The 23603-nt window shown below is 68.0% G+C and carries 15 protein-coding genes and 2 pseudogenes; 7 read left to right on the plus strand and 10 right to left on the minus strand.

Translation table 11 applies throughout. The features are described from left to right. Positions 1 to 90: 90 nt before the first annotated feature. A complete protein-coding gene (locus JOD64_RS33185) occupies positions 91 to 1893 on the minus strand; it encodes a DUF7380 domain-containing protein (protein ID WP_239559656.1) in 1803 nt (600 codons plus the stop codon). A gap of 579 nt (positions 1894 to 2472) precedes the next feature. On the opposite strand from JOD64_RS33185, the gene JOD64_RS33850 reads away from it, so the two are divergent. Together JOD64_RS33850 and JOD64_RS26165 are read left to right on the plus strand one after the other, a co-directional pair. Next, complete coding sequence (locus JOD64_RS33850) at positions 2473 to 4578, plus strand: N-6 DNA methylase (RefSeq protein ID WP_204944676.1); 2106 nt, start codon at positions 2473 to 2475, stop codon at positions 4576 to 4578. Beyond that, the gene (locus JOD64_RS26165; protein WP_204944677.1) at positions 4575 to 4796 is read left to right on the plus strand and encodes a hypothetical protein; all 222 of its coding nucleotides are present in this window, start codon (positions 4575 to 4577) and stop codon (positions 4794 to 4796) included. The genes JOD64_RS33850 and JOD64_RS26165 overlap by 4 nt, the downstream gene beginning before the upstream one ends. A gap of 111 nt (positions 4797 to 4907) precedes the next feature. Here the strand turns inward: JOD64_RS26165 and JOD64_RS26170 are convergent, their stop codons facing one another. Next, the gene (locus JOD64_RS26170) at positions 4908 to 6041 is read right to left on the minus strand and encodes an MBL fold metallo-hydrolase (RefSeq protein ID WP_372434195.1); all 1134 of its coding nucleotides are present in this window, start codon (positions 6039 to 6041) and stop codon (positions 4908 to 4910) included. 1210 nt (positions 6042 to 7251) lie between these two features. Here JOD64_RS26170 and JOD64_RS34070 point away from each other — a divergent pair. After that, positions 7252 to 7597 (plus strand): annotated as a pseudogene (locus JOD64_RS34070) (IS701 family transposase); the annotation flags it as partial. Between the two features lie 3 nt (positions 7598 to 7600). Here JOD64_RS34070 and JOD64_RS26175 read toward each other — a convergent pair. From JOD64_RS26175 to JOD64_RS26185, 3 genes are all read right to left on the minus strand, one after another. Continuing rightward, the gene (locus tag JOD64_RS26175) at positions 7601 to 9475 is read right to left on the minus strand and encodes a transketolase (RefSeq protein WP_239561731.1); all 1875 of its coding nucleotides are present in this window, start codon (positions 9473 to 9475) and stop codon (positions 7601 to 7603) included. Between the two features lie 628 nt (positions 9476 to 10103). After that, positions 10104 to 10910, minus strand: a complete 807-nt coding sequence (locus JOD64_RS26180; protein WP_204944680.1) for a sulfite exporter TauE/SafE family protein — start codon at positions 10908 to 10910, stop codon at positions 10104 to 10106. Positions 10911 to 10952: 42 nt separating this feature from the next. Then, positions 10953 to 11090 (minus strand): hypothetical protein, encoded by a 138-nt coding sequence (locus JOD64_RS26185; protein ID WP_204944681.1) that lies wholly within the window; start codon positions 11088 to 11090, stop codon positions 10953 to 10955. A 1455-nt stretch (positions 11091 to 12545) separates the two neighbouring features. On the opposite strand from JOD64_RS26185, the gene JOD64_RS26190 reads away from it, so the two are divergent. Continuing rightward, the gene (locus tag JOD64_RS26190) at positions 12546 to 15104 is read left to right on the plus strand and encodes a M20/M25/M40 family metallo-hydrolase (RefSeq protein ID WP_204944682.1); all 2559 of its coding nucleotides are present in this window, start codon (positions 12546 to 12548) and stop codon (positions 15102 to 15104) included. A 351-nt stretch (positions 15105 to 15455) separates the two neighbouring features. After that, positions 15456 to 15743 carry a hypothetical protein gene (locus JOD64_RS33195; protein WP_239559657.1) on the plus strand — a complete coding sequence of 96 codons (288 nt, stop codon included), beginning with the start codon at positions 15456 to 15458 and terminating at the stop codon, positions 15741 to 15743. A gap of 40 nt (positions 15744 to 15783) precedes the next feature. Here JOD64_RS33195 and JOD64_RS26200 read toward each other — a convergent pair whose 3' ends face one another. The 4 genes and pseudogenes from JOD64_RS26200 to JOD64_RS26215 form a co-directional block, all read right to left on the minus strand. Beyond that, positions 15784 to 16095, minus strand: a complete 312-nt coding sequence (locus JOD64_RS26200) for a DF family (seleno)protein (protein ID WP_204944683.1) — start codon at positions 16093 to 16095, stop codon at positions 15784 to 15786. A 68-nt stretch (positions 16096 to 16163) separates the two neighbouring features. After that, a pseudogene (locus JOD64_RS33200) lies at positions 16164 to 16313 on the minus strand (YnfA family protein); the annotation flags it as partial. Positions 16314 to 16410: 97 nt separating this feature from the next. After that, entirely contained in the window at positions 16411 to 18138 is a 1728-nt protein-coding gene (locus JOD64_RS26210; RefSeq protein ID WP_204944684.1) for a DUF2207 family protein, read from the minus strand. A 4-nt stretch (positions 18139 to 18142) separates the two neighbouring features. Next, positions 18143 to 18697, minus strand: a complete 555-nt coding sequence (locus JOD64_RS26215) for a LemA family protein (RefSeq protein ID WP_204944685.1) — start codon at positions 18695 to 18697, stop codon at positions 18143 to 18145. 229 nt (positions 18698 to 18926) lie between these two features. On the opposite strand from JOD64_RS26215, the gene JOD64_RS26220 reads away from it, so the two are divergent. Then, positions 18927 to 19760 (plus strand): transposase family protein, encoded by an 834-nt coding sequence (locus tag JOD64_RS26220; RefSeq protein WP_443673904.1) that lies wholly within the window; start codon positions 18927 to 18929, stop codon positions 19758 to 19760. Positions 19761 to 21387: 1627 nt separating this feature from the next. After that, positions 21388 to 22032: a response regulator transcription factor gene (locus JOD64_RS26225; RefSeq protein ID WP_204944686.1), complete on the plus strand. Its 645-nt coding sequence runs from the start codon at positions 21388 to 21390 to the stop codon at positions 22030 to 22032. Positions 22033 to 22142: 110 nt separating this feature from the next. Here the strand turns inward: JOD64_RS26225 and JOD64_RS26230 are convergent, their stop codons facing one another. Continuing rightward, positions 22143 to 23453: a sensor histidine kinase gene (locus tag JOD64_RS26230; RefSeq protein ID WP_204944687.1), complete on the minus strand. Its 1311-nt coding sequence runs from the start codon at positions 23451 to 23453 to the stop codon at positions 22143 to 22145. Positions 23454 to 23603: the final 150 nt, after the last annotated feature.

The raw sequence follows: 23603 nt of genomic DNA on the forward strand, positions 1-23603 counted from the left end.
GACGCGGAGCTTGTTGTAGTGGTTGCAGAGACTGATCTTCGCCCTGCAAGGTCCGACCGACGACGATGCCCGGTTCGACCTCCCCCGGATTTAGTTGTGGAGCTCGCGGCCGGCCGCCCAGAGAGCCGCGACGAGGCGCTGGCGCCACGGCCGGCGGGGGCCACACACAGGCGCGGCGACGGCGGCTCGGATAGTCTCGGCATCCCGGGTTACTGCGCGGTTGGTGGTGAGCAGGATCAGCACCGCAGCGGCCCGAAGTGCCAGGGCGGCCTCGATGGCGCTGATGTTGCGGGCGAACCCGTGAGCGATGAGGTTGCGGATGTTCGCGCCGTCGCTGAGCAGAAAGGTCCGTAGGAAGCGTTCCCAGTCGGGGTCGAAGGTGTTGTCGACAAGGAACGGCAGGAGGACGCCGAGCCCCGGAAACTGCCCGGCCTTGTCGCCGATGGCGGTGCGGTACATCGGCTCGTTCAGTTCTAGCAGCAGTGCACGCGCGGCGGCCTCCACCTTGGGCACCACGAGGTGGCTGCTGGCGTCGTACTCGTCGATCCAGTACAACTGCAGCGCCGTAGCCAGGTCGTGCACCATCGCCGGATCGGCGTTGGACAGGCGGAGAAACTCGGTCAGGTCGTCGTGGGACGGAACCCCGAACCGCTCCCGGATCTGCCACAGGGCTCTGGCGAGGAACCGTCCGTTCATGTTGAGGCTGTGCTGCTCGGCACGAACGAGTTCGCGGTCGAACGCGGCGGCGTCGCCGGTGACGGTGCGGCTGGGCAGGTCGCCGTCCCGGAACAGAACCGTGGTGGCCAGGAAGCGGATAATCGACTCGCCCATGGCCTGCCGGGCGGTGGCCTCGTTTGTCTCCTTGTTCCCGCTCGGCGGGCCGGAATGCAGCCAGATCGACAGCGCGCGACGCCAGTCGGTTGCAGTGCTGAAACCGGGCAAGTACAGGTCGAAGAACGCCTTCGGGGTGACGAACGACCACTCGGTGCGTTCCCAGGTCACCGGCGGGGCCGCCTGAAGTCGAGCGACGGCGACCCGCTCCAGGTCGGCCACGCCGTAACGCCGCGCCGCTGAGGCCGCATCGCTGAACCGGGTCCGGATGATCATCGGGTCGGTGGCGGCTTCGGCCTCGGCGATCATCGCCTCGACCTCGTGACGGTTGGCATGTTCGACACGCACAGAGCCGCTCCCGGCGCTCTTGCGCACCAGAGCCGCGAAGCCCTGAATGATGTGCACCTGGGGATACGTGGTGAGCGCTCGATCGAGAAGGTCGTCCACTGCCGGATTGGCGACACGAGCCGCTCTGCCCGGCGGCGGGGCGGTCAGGGCGCCGAGGACCGTTATCGCGGCGTAGGGATGCTCCCGCTGATCCACAGCGGCTTCGACGACGGCCGTCATCGCGGTAGCGATCTCCTGCTCGATGTCGGTGAGGCGGACGAGTCGAGCCATGGTCCAAGCCCGCAGCAGGCCGTTGGCCTTCTCCTGGAGCGACAGCGGTGTGCTCGTTGAGTCAAGGTAGGCCCTGACGGCGCGCTCGGCGGCATCCCGCCGGTTGGGCATAAGCTGCAGTGTGAAAACGATGTCCCAGCATCGGGCCCGAGCCACCGGGTGCCGGACCTCGCCAGCCAGGCCGAGCCACAGTTGTCGGAGATCGCCGTCGGCCTCGCGGAGGGCCAGCGGGAAGAGGGATGGCCCATCGAGAGGGTCGAGCCGGGCGTCAGGCGGCTCGTCGGGCGAAGCGACCTGGATTAGGTACATGAAGGTCGTGAAGAGCGCTTTCGCGGCGGCGGCCTCGATCTGCGGGTTGGCTTGCTTCGCGAGACGCTCGGTCCGCAGGCCGGCATTATGAGGATCATCGACGCCGTCGCATGCCAAGTCGGCGAGCCGCGCCAACGCGGGAACCGTCGTCGGGTCATATCGGTACGGCGCTGGCCGGCCTGTGTCGTCGGGCTCGTCGCTGCTGTCACCTGTAGCTGGTGCGGGGTTCCCGTGCCCGCTCATGTGAATTCCTATCCTCCAGGTCGGTGGCCGTCGCCAAGTCAATCAACCGCGAGCTCGAGCGCCAACCGACTTTCGAGACTCCACCTGGCGCCGCGCCGGCCGTCGACTTCGTCAGGGAGAAACTCCGTCTCGTGGCAACGCGAGTGCCACCGTTGAGCCTGTCCTGCGCTGCTGTCAGCCGGGGTGGGGCTCGGGCTCGGAAAGATGACGACTGAGCCCGGGATGGCCTTCGCTTCGTTATGAGGTGCCGGAATGCGTCCGCGACCGAGGGGCGCGGCGTCGCGCATGGCTTTGGCTGGCACCGCTGGTGCGTCGAGCGCGGCCGCCTAGCTTGACGCAGCGACGGCGCGTACCCGCGTGTCGGCCGAAAGACGTTGAGGGCCTCCACCGAGAGACCTTTTGTTAACAGATTCGGGTGCACCGGCGAGTGCACAATCGACGCAGCGGGAGGGCGTCCGTAGCTTCGTTCCCGTGAGTGATTCTAACGCTACGGTCTCCCAGGCCCGGCTCGCACAACTCGCTGGCGTCGCACGAGCGGCGGTCACACAGTGGCGTAACAGGTACGCCGATTTCCCGGCGCCTATCGTTGCGGGCGGTGACCTGCGGCTCGCCGACGTCATCACCTGGCTCGACACGCGGCCGGTACCCGCCAATCGCCGGGAATCGGACGAGGCCGTCGGCGCCACCTACGGTGGCCGGGTCAGGCGCCACCTGCGGGCCGCCGAAGAACCCGCTCGGGACCGAGTCAAGGAACTCGGGGCGCTCAGCACCGAGTTCGGCGGCGGAGTGCTCTGGGCCGAGTATCTCTACCTGCTGCTCTGCCTGACGTTTCTTCGCCTGTACGACAACGATCGCTGGTCACAGCTGGTGAACAGCGTGCCGCCGAACGGCGACCCGATTATGGCCCAGCGGCTGCTGCGCCGCGTCGTGGCGCTGGCCGACGAGTCCCTGGCCGCTCCGGACGTGCTCAGGGCCTCGGACGCGCCACCGTCGAGGTTGCGGCCCCGTGCGTTCGAGCCGATTCGCAAGGTCATCGCACTCGTTGCGGGCCTTGGTCCCGCCGACTTCGCTCGGCTCCGCGCCGCATATCTGCGGCAGGTGAGCATTAGCGGTGAGGTCATCTCGACGCCCGAAGGCGTCGCTCGGACTATGGTCGCGCTGCTGGCCGGCACCCCGGTCGACGGCGGCGTCTTGATCTACGACCCGTTCGCCCGCTTCGGTGAGCTGCCGGCCGAATTCATCCGTGCCGCTGGCGACCTGGCAGCGATGGCTGGCGACACACCGGGCGCGGTGCTGGTTCGCGCGGAGCATCCCGACACGGGCGAACTCCGGCTGGCCGGGATGTGGCTGATGGCGTCCGGGACGCCGGCCGAGCTTGCCGTGACACCGGCGCCGACGCCCGCCGGAGCGACCTTTGTGCTGACCAACCCGCCGTTCGGCAAGCACGTTGAAGACAAGTGGCTGCGGCACTGCGTCGACTCTCTCACTGAGGAGGGCCGGGCAGTGGTCCTCATGCCGTACAGCGCTGGTTTCGCCGGCAAGGCGACTATGCGCCGAGAGCTGGTGGATCAAGGGGCACTCATCGCCGTTGTGGCCCTGCCGGCACGGATGTTCTCGAACACCCGGGTCGGTGTGTGCATCTGGCTGCTGCGACGGCCCACGAGACGGCCCGCTGCGGTGCGGTTCGTCGATGCGCGCCGCCGCGGCCGGGCGAGGGGCCTTCACGTTGAGTTCGGCGCGACGGACGTCGCGAGCATCGTCGCCGCAGTAACGGCAGAGGACCAGGACGAATTCAGCGTCCTGGCCACCCCCGAAGACATCCAGGCGCGGGGCTACTCACTCCATCCACCCGAGTACCAAGAACGCATGTTCACGCGTTCGCTGGCAGACGTGGCGCGCGCGGAGTTGGAGGCGCTATCGACCGACTTCGAGCTGCCTTCGTACACGACCGGCGGCGGTTGGCCCGGTCGCCCGCTGAACGAACTTTGCCACGTCCGCAACGGGGTGCCGCACCGATCGCTGATCGGAGCGGTCGCCCGCGCCGGGACTGCGGGGGTGATCGTGCCGGTCGTGCACCCGCGGCATCTGCGCAGCGGGCTCATTGAAGCCGCCAACGCCCCAATGGCAGACGCCGCGTCGCTGGAGCAGTACCGGCTGCGCACCGGCGATGTGCTGTGGGTGCGCACCGGTGCCATGGGCCAGGCTGCACTGGTCGGCGAGCCCGAATCCGGCTGGCTGCCGCACACCAACCTGCTCCGGCTATGTGTCATCGACCCGGAAGTGCTGGATCCGGTCTACCTGCTGGCTTTCCTATTGCAGCCCGCCGTCCTGGCCCGAATCCGCGAACGGTCCATCCGATCGGTCACCACCTCGATCAGCAAAGGCGTCCTCGGTGAACTTGTGATGCCGCTGCCGCCCCTCGCCGCGCAGCGGGAAATCCTCGCCGCGGTCACCGTACTCGATGATCACGCGGCCTCGCTGCAGCGCCGCCTCAACGCCGTGCGCGCCGCCCGGCCGGTCCTCGGCCAGCACCTCATCGACGGCACCGTCGTCCTGACAGAAAGGCAAACCCTGTGAACCGCTCCGACACGACCCCCATGTGGATCCTGGTCGTGAGTCTCGCGTCGTTCGTCGCGGCGCTCGTGACGGCGATGCTGAAGAGCAGCGTCGGCGCGCCGGTGGCCGAAGCCGTGCTATCCGCCGGGGTGGCCTTTGGAGGCGCTTTTGGCCTAGGCCTCGGGATTCTCGGCGCACTGAAACCGCCGTCCAGCAGCACCCGCCGAGGGCGGAGGTGACGCAGCGGCAGCGGAGCTTCCGGTTTGGGCGCGGCGTTGCCGGGGAGTTTTGCGACGACTCCTACTCGGCTGAGTACGCTCGACAGCGACTTAGCAAGAGCGATACGGGCCTCACCAAACGCTTATTGTGCCGACTTGGGCAGTATTGATGCAGGATCTGGGCTGCCGATGGCCTGCGACGTGTGTCGGCCACCTCTCGACGTGACGATCGCCTGCCTGGGCGATGCATACCTCAGCTGACGGGAAGCCTGCTGGTAACGGATACGTGCCGTGGTGGGGTGCCAAAACCGCCCTGTACTTCATCCGCATGCCACGAAGCGCACTCCTCAGGACCTGACGACTCGCGTCCCCGAAGACGGCGAGGGATCCGCCCTTGTCGTGAAACACGAGCGACAAGTCGTTGTTGGCGGCGGCGAGGCGCTTCGACGCATCGATGAAGGCTCCCCGGAATCTCTCTGGGATGACCGCAGCGGAAGCAGCCTCCAAGCCGTGAACGCCACTGGCCGACGCCCGCATGCCACGATCCGGCTGCCGGCCTTCGGTAGCTGCTTGTCCTCGAGCAGCCCTTCGCCCCTGCAACGCAAGCTCGGAGGCAACCTCCCTGGTCGGTTGGTCGTCGCCGCCAGGAAACGGTCGCTCATACGCCTCCTCGAGGTTCCTCCGGAGTGTCGGATGCCCTGCTCGATCGAGTTGCTCGGCAAGGTCCTCCGTTAGCCGCACCGCTCGCTCAAGACGTTCCCCGAGAGCTCGGGAAAGCTGTTCGGGAGGCCACATGACCTCCCACACGCGGTCGCAGGCCTCGAACTCCGAGCCGCGTGCCAACGGGTGCCGGTCAACTGTCGCCACTTCCTCGAGGGCGGTCGCGAGTTCCAACGACCGCACGCCAGCGAACCTGCTCGTCACAAGGAGCGCCAGTGTCGCGTCCGCGATCTGTGGCGCCCGATCCGGCAGCCGCGGGTAGTACAGGTTCAGTGTTGGCCGCTTGGCGAAGTGGAGGTTGTCCGCCAGCAGACGAAGTCCATGCCAGTGGTCCGCGTCAAAGTGTGTGACGACCAGGCTGTCCAGCCGTTGCAAGCCATGTACGCCGAGCACTCGAACGAGCCGTTCTGCGGCAAGCAGAGGACTACTCCGCCAGGTACCACAATCCACCACAGCGGTGGGGCACGCGCAGCCGCTGTCGGTGCATCCACATCGGAGTACGGTGCATGCTCCGTCGCCGACATCGACAACAGTGATCCGGGGCATAGCTCAGGGTACTGCCGAGAGGCCGTCCAGTGAGCCACGCACCTGTGTCGACACTGACAAGCTTTGCCCGCCACCCCCGCGAGCCACGACGGCAACGAGCTATCCGGCAGGGAGCGCCTCCCGGCACAAACCGGGGAAGCGTGTCATGGTCCACACAGCCGTCCACGATCGACGTCGGCTTCCCTCGTCTGCACACCACGCTGAGCCGCAACTCAGTTCTGGTCAACGTCTCCGGCTGGAGTACTGATCATCGGCACGCTCGGCGACGAGTGGGTTCTCGCCGTCGGCTCGGTGCCGGCGGCCGCCGCTCCCAACTTGGCTGTGCAGACCTTCGTGCACGGCGGCCGCCGGTAGCGATTACCTCTTCATCCCCCAGCGATTCAGGCTACGCATGCCGATCTTGAGCGGGTCACCGCCGGTGCCAGCCCAGTACTGGCGGAATCTGGCCATCTCGCCCGTAGTCGGTGCGCCAGCATGCCATCGCCCAGACCACGATAGATTCCATCCGCTCCGCCGTACTAGGGAGGGCTTCCGACGTTGGGCCGCGCTACGAGGCCAAGTTGCTGAATTCGGTGACGAGACGTCGCATGTCCTCGCCGGCGTCAAGGGCCACCATGACGTGCCTCTCACGCTCTCGGGTCGTAGCCCCGAGGGCCCCGGATGACGAAGCGGAGACTGACGTGACCTTGGCTGCCCACGACAAGATCCCGTCACCATCGAGCGTCCGGACCCAGGCCAGAGCATTGACGCCGTCATCGGCCCGGGGGAGTGGTGCGATGGCTCCTTTACTCGGCTGGTTTACACTTCACGGGACCTGGGAGAACGTGCTTGAGCACGTCGCTGGGGCCTTCAACTACTGGGGGTCAAGGGGTCGTCGGTTCGAATCCGGCTGTCCCGACCGATTGACCTGGGGAGATGAAGATCTTCTCAGGTAACGGCGGTAACATCCGGTAACGGATGATCTTTGTTGGCGGTAACCGCGTGGATGGTTGGCCGTTGACGTGCCCGCTGCACAACGCTCTGACCTGCCGCTTCATCCGCGTCCCGGATGGAGCGGCAGTTTTGCTCTTGATTGCGCGTCAAGCGCTGCAGATGGTGTCTGCTGTCGCTACGTCGGGCGGTTCGACGAGCCCTCGGCGAGTGTCAGGATCGTCGGTTGGCCCTGTTTCTGGTCGCAGTAGAGTGATGGGTGCGCAGGCGGCCAAGTCCTACAACGGCAGGCCGGTCCCGCGCGGACGACCGGATCGCCTGCCCTGCCTGCTCGGGCGTGGTGCCGGTTGTCCGTCGGCGCCGGCGGACATGGTCTTCGCAAGTACTGGTGGCCGCGGGTGCCGGTGCGTGTCTGTGGGCAGCCCGGCTGCGTGCATTGGCTGCTCGCATCGCACGGCGCAGCATGACAACGGGGTAGATCGCGTACCACGTCTGTTACGGACCCGCCTGGTCGAGCTGGCCCGCATCCCGCGGCCCGGTGGGCGGTCGAGGAGTGTTTCCAACAGGCCAAGAACGAAACTGGCCTCGACGAGTACCAGGTCAGCGACTGGCGAGCCCGGTACGCCGCGTCAGTGGCCGGGGGCGTCCATGGCGCGTGCCGCCGCCGCGACGATGGCGTTCACCCCGATCCCGGCCTGGTCCATCAGCTGGGTCGGGGTACCGGAGGTGGGCAGGCCCCGTACCGCCAGGTGCTTCACCCGCACCGGCTCGGCGAGGTCGGCCAGGGACTCCAAAACCGCCGACCCCACGCCACCCTCCGGGTAGTGATCCTCAACCACCAGCAGCCGACCGCCGGTGGCCCGGACGGCGTCGAGCAACCGGTCCCGGTCCAGCGGCTTTACCGAATACAGGTCGATGACCCGGGCCTTGATCCCCTCGCGCGCCAACTCGTCGGCGGCGGCGAGGCAGTTGTGCACCGTCACCCCGGCGCCGATCAGCGCGACGTCGTCGTCGTCGCCGCCGCGGAGCAGTTTGCTGCCGCCGACCGGGAAGGCCTCTTCGTTGTCGTAGAGCACCGGGTACTTGCCTCGGGTGGTGCGCAGGTAGTTGACGCCCTTGCGGTCGACCATCTGCGCGACGAGGGCCGCGCAGGACACCGCGTCGCTGGGATACAGCACTGTCGACCCCTGCACGGCGCGCATGGCCGCCAGGTCCTCCAGCCCCATCTGCGAGGGACCGTCCGTCCCGACCTCCACCCCGCAGTGCGACCCGGACAGGGCGATGTCGGCCCGGGAGACGGCGGCCATCCGCACGAAGTCGTAGGCGCGGGAGAAGAACGCCGCGAAGGTCGCGGCGAAGGGCCGATAGCCGCGTACCTGCAGCCCGACCGCGGCGGCGACCAGTTGCTGTTCGGAGATGAACATCTCGAAGAACCGGTCGGGATACGCCTCGGCGAACTTGTCGGCGCGGGTGGAGTCGCTGACCTCACCGTCCAGGGCGACCACGTCCGGCCGCGAGCCCAGCGCGCGCAGCGCGTCACCGTACGCGTTCCGGGTGGCCACCTTCGCCCCCTTGTCGTACCGCGGCAGCGTGGGCGGCTCGCTGGCGGAGGCACTAGCGGGCGGGGCGGACTCGGGACGCGGCCCGGTAACGCGGATCTGGCGTACCCCGCCGAGAGCCTTCACGGCCCGCTCGGCCATGTCGGGTTTCAGCGGCTTGCCGTGCCACCCGGGCTGGTTCTCGACCTCCGGCACCCCCTTGCCCTTGACCGTCCGGGCGAGCACCACGGTCGGACCCGTCGCCTGCCGCGCCCGGCCGAACGCCTCGTCGATCGCGGCCAGGTCGTGGCCGTCGATGACGAGCGCCTGGCAGCCGAATGCCTCGACCCGGCGGCGGTAGGTGTCCAGGTCCCATTCCAACTCGGTCGGACCCCGCTGCCCGAACCGGTTGATGTCGACGATCGCGGTGAGGTTGCGCAGCCCGTAGTGGCCGGCCTTGTCCAGCGCCTCCCAGATGGAGCCCTCGGCCATCTCGCTGTCGCCGCACAGCGCCCACACGTGGAATGGCAGGTGGTCGAGGTACCGGCCGGCGAGCGCGATCCCGACCCCGACAGGCAGTCCCTGACCGAGCGACCCAGTGGCCACGTCGACCCAGGGCAGGGCCGGCGTGGGGTGTCCCTGCAGCCGCGACCCGAACTGGCGGTAGGTTTCGACCAACTCCTGATCGGTGATCGCGCCCACCGCCTTGAAGACCGCATACAACAGCGGCGAGGCGTGGCCCTTGGAGAAGATCAGGTGGTCGTTGGTCCGACCGCCCGGGTTCGTCCACTGGTAATGCAGGTGCCGGGAGATCAGCACCGCGAGCAGGTCCGCGGCGGACAGACTCGAGGTCGGATGCCCCGATTCCGCCCTGGTGCTGCACCGGATGGCGTCCACTCGCAGCTGGGCGGCGAGCTCACCCAGTCGGGTGAGCTCCTCCGCGGGCAGTGTGCGCTCTGCTTCCATCGTCACCGGCATCGCCTCCGCAGATACCGTAATCAGGAAAGACTCGCATTACCCGGTAACCGCCGATTTGCCAGGGGCAGAGCGGGCCGGTCGGGAGACGACCAGCCAGCCCGCCACAGCTGGATACGGCACGGCGGCCAACGCGACGGCCACGCGTTGCCGGCCGCGCCTGGACGCCGCCCTCGCTCCGTGATCCTTGCTTGACACGGAAGCGGTCGCCGGCGACGAGGGTGGAGGCGCTGAGCAGGCCAATGACGCCGGTCCGGGCCTGTCCTGAACAGTCATTCTCCCTACATCTCTCGTTCGCCTGGCATGTCTACGTTTCCTTAGCCGAGGGCCCACCCGGGCCAGCGCAGATCAACCGGAAGTTGAGCATCATGAACGCGATTCTCGTCAAGATAGTCGTTGAAATCCTCGCCGCCGCGGCAGCGGCGCTTATCGCGACACTCGCCCAACGCTGGCTGCGCGCGATCTGACGCTCGAGCGTGAGCGCGGGTCATGCGCGGCGGATTGCAGCGGCACGGGGGGTAACCAGCCTCACCAGTGACCGGCTCGACGGCTTCGAGCCGCCGGTCGCCCCGGCGCGGGACTTCCGCTGACCCGTCGAAGGGGTCCGTGGACGACCGGCTCAGCCGGCCATGCTCGCGAGCGCGGCACCGGCGCTGCCGAGCAGCCCGACCAGCACGATCCGTCGGAACACCACCGGGTCGATGCGGTGGAACAGTCGGTTTCCCAGCCACCAGCCCAGCGGCACCGCGGGGAGCGCCACGAGGGAGATCCGCACCACATCGGCGTGTATCTGACCGGCCAGCAGAAACCCTGTCAGCCCTATCAGACTGGTGCCCGAGAAGGTCGCCGCCAGGGTGGCCCGGAAGGTGCGCGGGTCGTAGCCGAGCGACTGGAAAGCGGCGACCAGCGGCGGCCCGTTCGTCCCGGTGGCGGCGGTCAGCACCCCGACGAGGACGCCGATGGCCCCGAGACCGATCCGTCCGGTGCGGATCCGTGCCCTGGACCAGACCAGCGCGGCGCAGCCGAGCACCACGACCGCGATCAGCGCGCTCAGCAGCCGCTCCGGCGCGAGCGCGAGCACCAGCAGGCCGGCCGGCAGGCCGAGCAGGGCGGTGGCGGTGAGTGCGGCTGCGACCCGCCACCGGGCGTGGGCACGTTCCCGGATGGCCGCCGTGACGGTCAGCCCGACGCCGGTCAGCGCCGACACCACCACGGCGGCGCGCGGGTCGACGGCGGCGGTCAGCAACGGCACGGTCACCAGCGCGTACCCGAAGCCGCTGACCGCCTGGGCGAAGGCGCCGAGCAGCACGATGCCGAATGCGCTGAGCAGGATGACCACCCGCTGAGACTGACGCACCGGACGGCGGGCGGACAACCGGCCGGCCCGGAGATCCCCGACACACGACCAGCGGTCAGCAATGCTCATGAATCTGCCGTTCAGGTCGGACGGCGGCATCGCCGGGTCCTACTACGCGGGGGAACAGCCGCAGAACTCGAAGAACCAATCCGTTGCGCAGTACGACGTCGCCTGCTTCCAGGTGACGTCGAACCACTGAACACCCGCCGGCGCGCCGACCCGGTACACCTGGGCGGTCTGGGTAGCCACGCGAGTATCCAAGGCGGTGCACCGGCCGGGAGACCCCCGCATGTGTAGCGGGGGAGCAGGTCGGGCGGCTGTGGTGGTGCCTGGGGTCAAGGATTCACGGGTTGACGTCCGTAGAAGCATCGGGATTGCTGTGGGAGGGGCCAGCCCCATCGTCCGGTACAAGGAGAGCGTCGATCTCCAGCCGACCGACGCGTACCGAACGGAGCTGCAGGTGTCGTACGGCCGCGCGGCGGACCACCAGGCGCCCGATTGCCATCGCACCGACGGCGACGGAACCCAGGGCCAGTGCGCCGACGGTCAGGGCGCCGAGACTGACGGCGCCAACCGCCGATCTATCCTCGGCAGCCGCGCCGGTGGCGGCGGCGCCAGCGCGCCGGTGCCAACGCGGGACCGGCGAACCACAGCGCCCACATGTCGTCATGACCTCATCATGGGCGAAGGCGAGCAGGTCAGTCGGTACTTCTCCGCCGCTGGCGCGGTGGTCGCGCGCACGGTAACCGGCGGGGTAGATGTCAGCGGTAGGCGGTGCCGGTCGGGGTGAAGGTGAACGTGTCCGTAAACGCGCCGTCGTCGTGGCGGATCGCCAGAAGCACCGGCGGGGATTCTGGCTGCGGCTGTGTGGCTTTCCAGTCGTAGGTGCTGGCGAAGCAAGCGGTACGCCGATCGGTGGCTGCGGGTGTGTCGGGCGACGGTCGGCCTGCGGCGTTGACTACAGGGTCGCGCAATAGGGCGCGCGGTGGCTGTCTGCTTTGCGCAGCCGTCGAGAGGGCCGATCCGATTCATGGGGGGCATAAAAAGAGGCCACGCTCTATTTTGATGTCCATGGATGACTGAGGTGACCCCTGAAGAACATCGATGGGGGCGATGAAGGTGACGCCCTTGAAAAGTAACGATATTCGTGCCCGCCGCGCTGGTTGTCCTCCACTTCGGACATGACCGCACCGCACCACCTGGTCACGCAGCGCCACGAGCTGTTACTCGGGAGAGGTTCGTTGACAAGCTGGGAAGCGCCTGAAAGGGTCTCGCGTACAACTAAATTCATCCCACGTTTTTTGGGTCTGACCATTCGGGGAGATCACGGTGATGCGGAAGAAACCTCTTGCAATGACGCTTGGCATGTCATTGCTCCTGTCCATGGGTGTACCGGCGGACGCGTCCGCGACCAGCGTCGGCGAGGAGCGCTTCCAGCCGAGCGCCACCTACGATCTGTCGGTGACCGACGCCGAGCGCGACGCGATCCACGCGGAAGTCGAGGCGTTGGCTGGGCGTGTCAACAGCGCGCGGGCGGGGGACGGCACCTACGACCCGCTCAGTCTGATCGGGGCGATGCTGGACGGGTCGAGCTACGACTCCATCTCCCGAGGCGGCACGGCCGCGACGGCGTACCCCTTCCCGGTCAGCAACACCGAAGCCAACCAGAACGAGTACGACCGCAAGGTCGCCAAGCTCGCCTGGGTGGTCAAGCTGGCCACCGACCTGGGTTTCCCGGTGGTCGTCCAACGCCAGCCCGACAAGTACGTGTACGCAGAGATCGGTGACCCGGACGCCCCGGAGATGGTCATGGCGTTGAGCCACCTCGACTCGCCGACGGCTTCCGTTTCGCCAGCCCAACTGGCGCGCTGGCGGGACGCCGATGGCAACCTGGGCACTCCTGGTGCGTACCACTCGCCCTATGTCCAGGATGGCTGGGTCTACGGGGCGGGCCTGCAGGACGACAGCGGTCCGACGCTGGCGACGCTGCTCGCGGCCAAGGCGCTGCTCGAGGCGGGGTTGCCCCTCGACCGACGCATCCGCATCGTCATGGGAATCTACGAAGACGGCGGTCCCGGCACGCCCTCGACGACGAACACCGCCACCTTCCAGTCCATCCCGTACAACTCGAACCCGAGCTTCTACGACAACTGGGCCTACAAGAACCTCAACCGGGAGGAGACCCCGATCGCGGGCTACACCTCCGACTCGCGGTTCCCGGTCATCGTCGGCAACTCCGGATCGGTGACCCCGTCGGTGTCGATGAGCTTGTCCGCAGACAGCACCAAGGCCTTCCGGCTGACGGATGCCACAGCCGGCGTCACCCAGCGCGAAGGCGACCCGACGCTCAAGGACATCGCCTACGGCAGCACCACGCAGATCGCCTCGCGGGCCATTTTCACCCTCGACGTGGCGGGGGCCGGCTCCGCCGAGCGCGACCGATTCGTGTCGGCGATCACCGCTGCCGCGACCACGAAGGGTTGGCTCCCGGCTGCTCCCCGCACCACGCCCAAGGTGCAGACCACGATCACCGGTGACTCGCTCACGCTGGAGATCAACACCGATGTGGCGATGGAGATGCCGACCCCGCAGTACGGCAAGAATGCCATCGTGTGGGGAATGTTCCTGCTCTCCAAGGGACTCGGCGCGTTGGGAACCACGGCCGCCGACATGCAATTGAAAAAAGCCGCGGACGGCGTCGCCGACCTGTTCTTCCGCGACGGTGTCGAAGGCGAAGCCTATATCGGCAAGTACATGGGCATCCCGGCGAGCCTGTTGCGCAACCCGAGCAACGGCACGCCGAACCTGACCTTTGCCCTCATGGGAGGCATCAATTCAGAGACCCCGACGAGCTTTTACACGGACGCCTCGGGCAGCCTCAGCATGCCGATGTATGTGCGCAGCATGCACGTCACCGCGGCTGACTCCGGCCAGGCAACGGCGGCGGTCACTGACGCCTTCCAGGCGAAGGGGTTCACCATCGGCAACCTCGGCTCGCCCGTCGGCGCCGGGTTGTACGTCACTCACGACAACCCGCTGACGGCCCTTCAGTTCGGGAGCTACCAAGCCTCGATCAACCGCAATCCGGAAGAGTTTGCGGATCCATACTCCCTCAGGGACGTGGTCTATCCGCAGGGCACGACCGGTGGCACCCTGGCCAGCAGCTTCCGCAACAAGATGACCGCCTTCGGCGCCGTCATCCCGGGTAACGAGCGCTGGTGGCACACGGCCAACGAGCGGATGAAGGTCGACTCGGCAGTGCAGATGACCAAGATGATGGCCGATGGCATGCTGGAGATGGCCCGGTACTCCGGGCCCGCCGGTGCCAAGTTCATGTCGGCAAGCATCCCGGGGTTGAACGCCGACCGGGCGGACCTCGACCTGCTCGACGTCACGATCGGAACCTACAAGGACGCGTCGGCCGCTGTCGGCACGAGCCAGTTGGGCAGCCAGGCCCTGCTCGGCGCCACCTCGTTCAACATCCCGATGTGGAACGGACGCGGCAACTCGGCCCCGTCGGCGTCGGCGTTCGCACTGGGGCACGCCCCGGGAGGGGTCTACTTGCCCCTGACCGACACCGAGTACCTGAACAACACGTACGTGGCGCCGATGCGTCTGGAGTTTAAGGTGGAGCGCCCCGACCACATGTCGGACGCGGCTTGGGCGAAGTTCGTCGCCGGCGGCTACGGCGACTTCCAGTTCAACATTCTCGTCGGCGACGAGGTTGTGCCGCTGGCCGTTCCTGCGGGGCAGAGTGCGGACAAGTACTTCTCCTCGCGCATCTCGGCCAACAACCCCGACGCCATCTACCTGTCGGTCAACCTCGCGATCACCGATGCCCCGTACACGGGGGTGCAGGGCATCCTCGCGGATTCCAAGACGGACCTGTACACGGTCAATCCGACGTACCTGGCCTCGAACCCCGATCCGTTCCCCGGGCGTGGGGCCGTCGAACAACGGGGCTTCTTCACCTTCGGCGATGGGCAGAAGAACGCGGAGTTCTCTTCACCCGACGCGGTCTACGTGACAGTCGCCAACGCGGTCATCGATGCGAAGCCGTCGGCGGTGGTGAAAAAGTTGAAGGGCAACAAGAACGAGTTGACCATCACGGTGAAGCAGACCCACGTCGACGGCAGCGAGTCTCCTGTGACGGCCACGTTCACCATCGACAACAACGCTGCTGGCACTTACAGCGTCGGCGACCACAAGGTATACGTCGAAACCAAGGGCAACACCCAGGTGCGGTCGATCTCCATCGTGTGACGGCTGCGAACCGGACGTCCTGCACCGCGCACGCGGGGGCGTGCGCGGTGCAGGGCCCCGGCAAAGTCGTGAGGGTGCCCGGCCTGATGTGGTTGGTGTAGACGCGCCGGTGCTGGTGGTAGCAGGGCGGGCATGACCGGTTCAGATGATCATCGAGGTTCCTACGCCTTATGGATCGTCCGAAGTGGGTCATGCCCGCGCTGGCATCATCGCTGATCTCGTCCTTGGCGACAGCGGCCCAGCGGCGGGCGATCGCCGTGGACGGCAGGACGCTACGCGGCTCCCGCACCACCACGGCACGTCCTCGCCGCCTGCGACCAGACCACCGGAGTGGTCCTGGCCCGCACCGCCGTGGACGGCAAGACCAACGAAATCACCCGCTTCGCACCGCTGCTCGACCAGATCAGCGACCTCCGCGACCACGTTGTGCCGGTCGAGGGCCGTGCCGGTGGCGGAAGTGAAGACGAGGCGGTCAGCCGAAGACTGGCCCTGGCGTTCGTAGTGGATGGTGAGCGCGGTGAGGTACCGGGGACGCCGCAGCGGTCGGCGATCTGTTCAAGGATCATGCCGCGGTCCGACAGCAGCGACACGAAGCTGTGCCGCGATAGCAGACGGGATGGCGATTGGTCCTCGACGTAGTCAAGCCCAGGGCCTCCAGAGCGCGCATCCTTAGCGGGTGTCAACTGCTTGCTCGGCGTAACGCGCCGATGATCCATTTATCTGGAGGCGTCCCATGTAGGCCAGCGTTCGTGACGTAAACACGGCACGTGAGCCCGTAGGCGTCCCGACTTGCAGCATCTGGGTCGACGTCCTTCCCGTTGATCCGGATGGTGGGCGAGCCCAGGAACTGTTCTGCCCGGGTTTCCTCCTCCGACTCGATGCGACGTTGAATGATCGTCTCCTCGATGCCGACAGCCGCCAGCAGTGACCGGAGTCGTGCTTCCAGTCCCTCATGGTTAGGGCAGCCGTCGAAGTACAGGATTTCGATCATTGCCTCACTTTAAGCCTTGTCAGGACGTCTGCCCTACGTCGCTTGTGCATGCGAGCGGGATTCCCGGGTCAGCCGCTGCGTGGGGCGTACATGATGACGGCGACGCCGACGACGCAGATGGCTGCGCCGATGAGGTCGTAGCGGTCGGGGCGGAACTTGCCGACGAGCATGCCCCAGGCGAGCGAGCCGGCGACGAAGATTCCGCCGTAGGCGGCGAGCCGCGCGACCAGGCAATGTACGAGGCGAAGCGATCTGGCGCCTTTCTCCAGACCCCGTTTGTGACCGGCCAGGGCAGCCGTCGTTCGGATGGTTTCTCTACTTGGGCGGGATGAGGCCGGCGATCTCGCAGCGGGTGAGCAGCCAGGGCAGGTGCGGCGTCCCGATCTGTCCGCGGCCGCGGGCGACGACCACCAGCGTGACGTCGCCGACGCGCATCACCGCGCGGTCACCGCTGGCGTACGCCTCGTCGCCGATGCCCGGAAGCAGGGTCGCCGCCCTGCGCCCGTTCGTTTGCCACGCGAGCCTCCCGGCCATGCCGGCGGCCCATTCCGCGCGCAGCAGCAGGCTGTTGTCGGCCTCGGAGCGGAAGTCAACGCGCTGTGGCTGTTGCCGACGGTCCGCGCGTACCGGTTGGCCGACGAGCCGTGCCACGTCGTCGACCGACAGCGGAAGGGGTCCTGCCGTGCGGACTTCGCCGAAGAAATCCCTGAGCGCCGGGCCGGTCTGTTCGTCGGCGAACGCGGCCGCCGGCCGGGCTTGCGCCGCCGATCGCCGGATCACCGCGGTGACCCGTCTGCTCCAGGGCCGGGCGGTGATCGTTACGACGTCGCCGGAGTGGCATCGGTCGCTCCACCTGGCGGGCAGCCCCCAGGCCGTGGTCGTGTCCGTGGTGCCGTCGTCGATTACCAGGTAGTCGAGTCGGGGACGGCCGTTGTGCTGCCGCCAGGGACGGCGTGCGAGGACTTCGCCGGTGACCTCCTCGGACCTCGCCAGGTCGAGCAGGGCACGGACCAGCACGTAGACGCCGACGGTGATCAGCGCGTATCCGGGTAGCGAGTACCGGCTTGGGTGACCGGCGATGGCCGCGGCGATCGAACCTGCCACCACGAACAGCATCGCTTGGAGGATCAGGGTGCGGGTGGTGCTGGCACGCCAGGGGCCTCGCGGGTACCGCACCCGGATCCGGCGCCAGCCGCCCTGGTACGACGACCACAGCCTGCGCCGGGTGCCGACCTCGAGATCGAGCACGTCACTGGCCCGCCGGGTGACGCCCAGAGCGGCGCCGTACGCCAGGTAACGGTCCCAGACCGCCACCGCCGAGGGTGGCAATTCCGCGAACTGCTCGTGGTTTCGCAGCCAGACCTGTACCCCGAGCCAGCGGGAGGCGGCCTCCAGCCCGGTCGGGGTGTCCCGTTCGCCGATGTGCTGCACCAGGCCGACAAGCGCGGCGGCGAACGGCAGGACAAAGCAGAACGCCACGAGGCGGTGGGTGTGGTGCACGGCCATGGAGCCGCACGTCACGGCGATCGCGAGCGTGCCGAAGTGCAGTGCCGTCATCATTGTTCGGCCGAACCGGCGCTCGGACAGCCCGGCCGCCCTCGCGTCGGCGACCACGGCGGCGCGCAGCCGGCTGTTCCAAGCCTTTGACTCGTTCTCGTTGCGGAAGGCCAGCGCGGTCAGCGGTACCACTCCGTCGACGGCGAGCCCGCGGATGCGGTCCAGCACCTGCCGCTCGTACGGCCGCAGACCGCTTGGGTCCGGCTGATTGCGGGCCAGGTGCACGGTGGTGCGGTAGGGGTCGGCATCCGGCTGGCGCAGCTCGTAGTAACCGGCCGCAGCCAGATCCAGCACCGTCGACTCAGCCGTGTCGACGCTCGTGGACCAGCCGTTGACCAGCATGCTGACTACGGCCGGCGACTCCGAGCCGAGGTCCATAGTGGCTGGTCCCACCGGCGGCGCCGCGGGCCGGGTGACGATTCGGCAGCCTGCATACGCGATCAGCCAGAGCCCTACGCTGGCCACGGCGATGATGAGTTCGAGCATCGGTCTAGAAACTGACCTCGACCGGGCCTCGTTCCGAACCGGCCACCGCGAACAACTCCCGCCGGTGGAAGCCGAGCAAACCCGCGATCAGGTTGGCGGGAAAGCTTTCGATCGCAGTGTTGTACTGCTGCACGGCGTACGTCACAAACTGCCGCGAGTATGCGATCTTGTTCTCGGTGGTCGCGAGCTCGGCCTGCAGCGCCGCGAAGTTCTCATTCGCCCGCAGCTGCGGGTACGCCTCGCCGAGCGCGATGAGCCGGCCCAGCGCCCCGCTCAGCGCGCTCTCGGCGTCGGCCTGGCCGGCGTCGCCGCCGGAGTGAGCCATGGCCGCGCCGCGGGCGGTTACCACGGCGTCGAGGGTGCCGCGCTCGTGCGCCGCGTATCCCTTGACGGTCTCGACGATGTTCGGGATGAGGTCGTGCCGCCGCTTGAGCTGTACGTCGATCTGCGACCAGGACGCATCGACCTGGTTACGCATGCGGACCAGCTTGTTGTACAAACTGACCAGCCACACCGCGAGCAGCGTAACGGCAGCCAGCCCGACCAGACCGACGACCACAACCGATATCATGGCGGGCAAGATAGCTTACTGGGCTAAGCGTGCCGGCGGTGGCCCGCACTGGTTGACTGAGCCATTGCGCGCAACGGTCCGCTTGCCGACTGTAGTGGGCTCAGTGTCCGGAAGGTCCGAGACGCGCCTGATCGGCCATGCCACGTAGAAAAGGCGCAGAACCCCGGTACGAAGTGGTCCTCTCGCAGATCAACTTCACAGGGGTCCTGCGCCGACGATGAGTGTCACATACACCGCCGTGTTACCCGTAGGCGAGCACACCGTGGACTTCCTGACCGGGTTGTTCGCCGCCGAGCGCGTCCGCCGTGGCACCCGGGCCGGCACCCGCGCCCTGTGCTGCCGCGACCAGGCCGTCATGGTGTTGCGCTGGTTCCTCGACGGCACCCGGATGCGGCAACTCGCCACCGACAACCAGATCAGCATCTCGACCGGCTACGACTATCTGAACGAGGGCATCGATGTCCTCGCCGCCCGCACGCCCAGCCTGCACGCCGCGCTACTCGCGGCCAAGGCGGCCGGGCACGACTACGTGAACATCGACGGCACCCTGATCGAGACCGACCGGTGCCGCACTCCCGGCCCGACCGAGGGCGTGGACTTGTGGTGGTCCGGCAAACACGACCAGCACGGCGGTAACGTCCAGGTCGTCACCGTGCCGGACGGCTGGCCGATCTGGACCTCCGAGGTACGGCCCGGCCGGGAACACGACACCACCGCCGCACGCGCCCACGCCGAGATCCTGCCCGCTCTCACCGAGGCCGGCGCCGACCTGCGCACCTTGGGCGATCTGGGCTACGAGGGTCTCGCCGACACGGTCACCGTCGCGTTCAAAAACCGAAAACCGGCGGACTGCTCCTCGCCCAGCAGCAGTTCAACAAGGCACACAACAGCCTGCGCGCGATCGGTGAACGCGGCAACTCGCTGCTCAAGACGACCTTCAGAGCGCTACGCAATATCAGCCTCAACCCGTGGCGGATCGGGAAGATCGTCGCCGCCGCGCTGGTCATCCTCCACATCGACCACGATCGCACAACATGACGACCGTCCGTAGTCACTACCTTGCCCGGAAAGGCTGATTGGCCTGGGGAGATGAAGATCTTCTCGGGTAACGGCGGTAACATCCGGTAACGGATGATCTTTGTTGGCAGTAACCCTGTGGGCGTTTGGGTATCGGCCTGATCGCTGTTGATAGCTCTGACCTGCCTTTTCACCTGCGTTCTGAGTGGTGCGGCATTTTGGTCTCTTGATTCCGCGTCAAGCGCTGCAGGTGCCGGCAGCTGTCATCATGTTGAGCGGCCTCGACCGAATCCTTAGGTGCCCGCGGCCGTCCTCAGCTCGATTGGAGCCGGGTCCAAAATGTCGTGCGCTGCCTGGACGCCGGCCGTTGCTGCTGTCGCTGTGCGGCCGTCACGCCTGATGCCTGGCGTCTGGCGTCTGGCGTCTGGCGCGGAGAGTAAGGGCCGTCGCACAACGATGGCCGTTGACCGGTGGCGTGGTGGGCCGGCAGCCGGGGCTGGGCCGCGCGGCCAGCGACCCGCGTAGGCGTAGGGGAGGGGCGCGCCGGCCCGTCGGCGAGATGGCGGCGGCCGCGGGCTGCGGCTACGGCGCCTCCGGCAGGGGCGCAACGACCTCCTCTCCAGCGAGTGGGGCAACCGTCCCGGGCAGCTGTTGAGCGCGGCCGTTCTGCGCCTCGAGCCGGCCCGGCTGCCGGCCACACTGCCGCTGAACGTCAAGACTGCCGACGGCGCCAGCAACGATCCGTACGCCACCGGCGCGCCGCTGATCCTGCACGCCACCGGCATCCGGAACGCGTTCGACCTGGTATCGGACAGCAACGGGCACCTCTACGTGCCGACCAATGGCTCGGCCGCCGGTTGCAACACACCGGGCATGCCCGACCCCGCTGCCGGCATCATGCGCCCGGCGCGACTACACCGGACCGTCTGTGCCCGCGCTGACCAGCGTGCTCACCTCGGAGACCGACTACGTCTTCGACGCCCGACCCGGCAGGTACTACGGCCACCCGACCGCCCTGCGGTGCGAGTGGGTGCTGGCCCGCGGCGACCTGACCGCAGGCGTCGACCCGTTCGAACTCCCCGTGTACCCCAAGGGCGCCGCACCCGACCCCGCCTTCGACCTGGCCGAAACCTACGACGCCGGCCAACACGCCAGCGCCAACGGCGTAATCGAGTACCGAGGCGGCGCGTTCGGCGGCAGACTGCGCGGCAGGCTGCTCATCGTGCGGCACTCCGCAGGCCAGGACATCCAAACCTTCGACGTCTCGGCCGGCGGAACGCTGTCCAACCGCCGCACCGGCATCCCCCGCATTCACCGGGTTCCGCCAACCGCTCGACGTCACCGAGGACACCGCCGCCGGATATCTCTACATCACCGAACTCGGCGCGAGCCGGATCACTCTGCTCAAACCCCGCCCGTGACAATGTCGCTGCCGCGACGGGGGACAACGGAAACGGGGCGACCGGGCACGCGTACGCGAAGACCGATCGTCGCCGTCCGCGACGTCAACATTCTCAACGTCACAGGGGGAGGGCTTCCAGCGCCGGCCTCGAACCGCCAGGCCCGGGTTCCGGGAGGTCTCCCGTCCACTGAACCTCGACCATGGCCCGTACGACTTTGTGAGACGATCGGCCGGGGTCCATCGACATAGGAGTTCGCAAGTGCGGGTCGTCTTGGGCGAGGATCTCGCCCTGCTTCGCCACGGTCTCATCCGGATGCTGGAGTCCTCCGGCTTCGAGGTCATCGCCTGGGCTGACAACGGGCCCGGCCTCAAGGCGGCTCTCATCGAGCACCGGCCCGACGTGGCCGTCGTCGACGTGCGGATGCCGCCTGACCACACCGACGACGGGCTGCGCGCGGCCATCGAGGCCCGGGCCGTGGTACCGCGGCTACCGGTGCTGGTGCTGTCCCAGTTCGTTGAGCCGCTCTATGCCAAGGAACTGCTCTCGGACGGCCAGGGCGCGGTCGGCTACCTGCTGAAGGACCGGGTCATGGACGTCGAGCAGTTCATCGAGGCGGTCCAGCGGGTGGCGAGCGGCGGTACCGCGATGGACCCCGAGGTGATCGCGCAGCTGCTGACGGGGCGATCGCGGGAGCGGTCCCTGGAGCCGTTGAGCCCGCGGGAGCGGGAAGTGCTCGCCCTGATGGCGGAGGGCCGGTCGAACGTCGCCGTCGCCCGGCGCCTGTTCATCACGGAGAAGGCGATTGCGAAGCACATCAACAACATTTTCATGAAGCTGGGGTTGCACCTGGCCGAGGGTGACAACCGGCGGGTGCTGGCGGTCCTCGCGTACCTCGGCGGCTGAGCGGACGCCGTGGGAGGTGTGCGCGCCTATGCCCGGGCAGCGACCCGCTGAGCGCCTACACGACGCCGGGCACCCTTCGGCCGTGGCTGAAGGGGGCCCGGCGTGTCCGCTCAGGGCCGGCGCTGCCCGTCGCGCTGGTCGGCGCCGGCCAGCGGGAACTCGGGGGACAGCACGGCCGGCAGCTCGATGGTCAGGGTGGTGCCGCTGACCGGCGCCGGGGCCAGGGCCAGGGCCAGCGTGCCGTCGAACGCGGCGAGCCGCTGCCGTACGCCCGCCAGGCCGCCGCCGTGCCGGATCGCCGCGCCGCCCCGGCCGTTGTCGCCGATCTCCAGACGCAGCAGGTCGTTCTTCCACCTGCCGTGCACCCAGGCCCGCGTGGCACCGCTGTGTTTCACCGTGTTGGCCAGCGCTTCGGAGATGGTGAAGTAGGCCGCCGACTCCACCGGCTCGGGCAGCCGGCCCGGCACGTCGAGGTCGACGTCGATCTCCAGCGGGATGCGGATGGCCAGCGACTCGACGGCGCCGACCAGGCCACGGTCGTTGAGCACCTGCGGCCGGAGGCCGGTGATCAGCGCGCGCAGCTCGGTGATCGCCTGCGCGTTGTGGTCCCGCGCCTCGCTGAGCAGCAGCTGTGCGGCCGGGTCGTTGCGGACCAGGTTCTCCACCATGCCGAGGCTCATGCCGAGCGCCACCAGGTGCGCCTGCGCGCCGTCGTGCAGGTCCCGTTCGATCCGGCGCAGCTCGCCGGCCTGCGCGTCGACGGTCTGAGCCCGAGTGGTGGAGAGGTGCTCGACGCGCTCGGTGAGCAGCCACCGGTCGTCCGGGCGCAGCATGGCCGCCGTGAGCCGGCCGTACGCCCGCAGCACCACCGGCGTGAGCAGCCAGAACACCCCCAGGCACACCAGGCCCCAGGGTACGCCGACGGTGAGCGCGCCGAGCGTGTCCTCGACGGTCACGCCGAAGGGGAAGTCGAGCGCGGCGCTGTCCGGCAGCAGCGACCAAAACACGGGCAGCGTGACGCTGAGCACCCCGGCGGCGAAGGTCGCCACCGGCACGGCCAGCAGCACCAGCCCGGCGGTCATGTCGACCAGCAGCCAGCGCATGTCGCGCCAGGTGGCGGGGTCGCGCAGCACGGTGGTGAACCGTGCCCACCAGCCGGTCGCGGGCAGCTGCCGATAGCCGCTGCCGACGACCGTACCCAGCTCGCGGGCCAGCCAGGCGCGCCGGCTGCCGGCCAGTGCCCGGTTGGCGAGGACCGCACCGGTGAACAGCGGCGCCGTGATCCACAAAAGAGCGGACACCAGCGTGGACAATGCCCAGGTCAGCATCAGCAGCTCGCCCACGATCACGAGGATCAGGACGGCTGCCCCGCCGAGGAAGCGCCAGCGGCCGACGGACAGGCGCTCCACTTGATTCGTCATGCCGCTAATTATCCGGATGCGGCGGCGCCGGCGAACGGGACTCAAGTCCACCTTCACGGCAGGGTTCCTGCACCCCTGACTGCTCGCTCGTAACACGCCAGACTTTGCTCCGTCCCCGTAGAACGTGTTCGTGAGAGCCTGCTCAGAAAG

Origin of the sequence: Micromonospora luteifusca (genome assembly GCF_016907275.1) — a bacterium.
Taxonomy (GTDB): domain Bacteria; phylum Actinomycetota; class Actinomycetes; order Mycobacteriales; family Micromonosporaceae; genus Micromonospora; species Micromonospora luteifusca.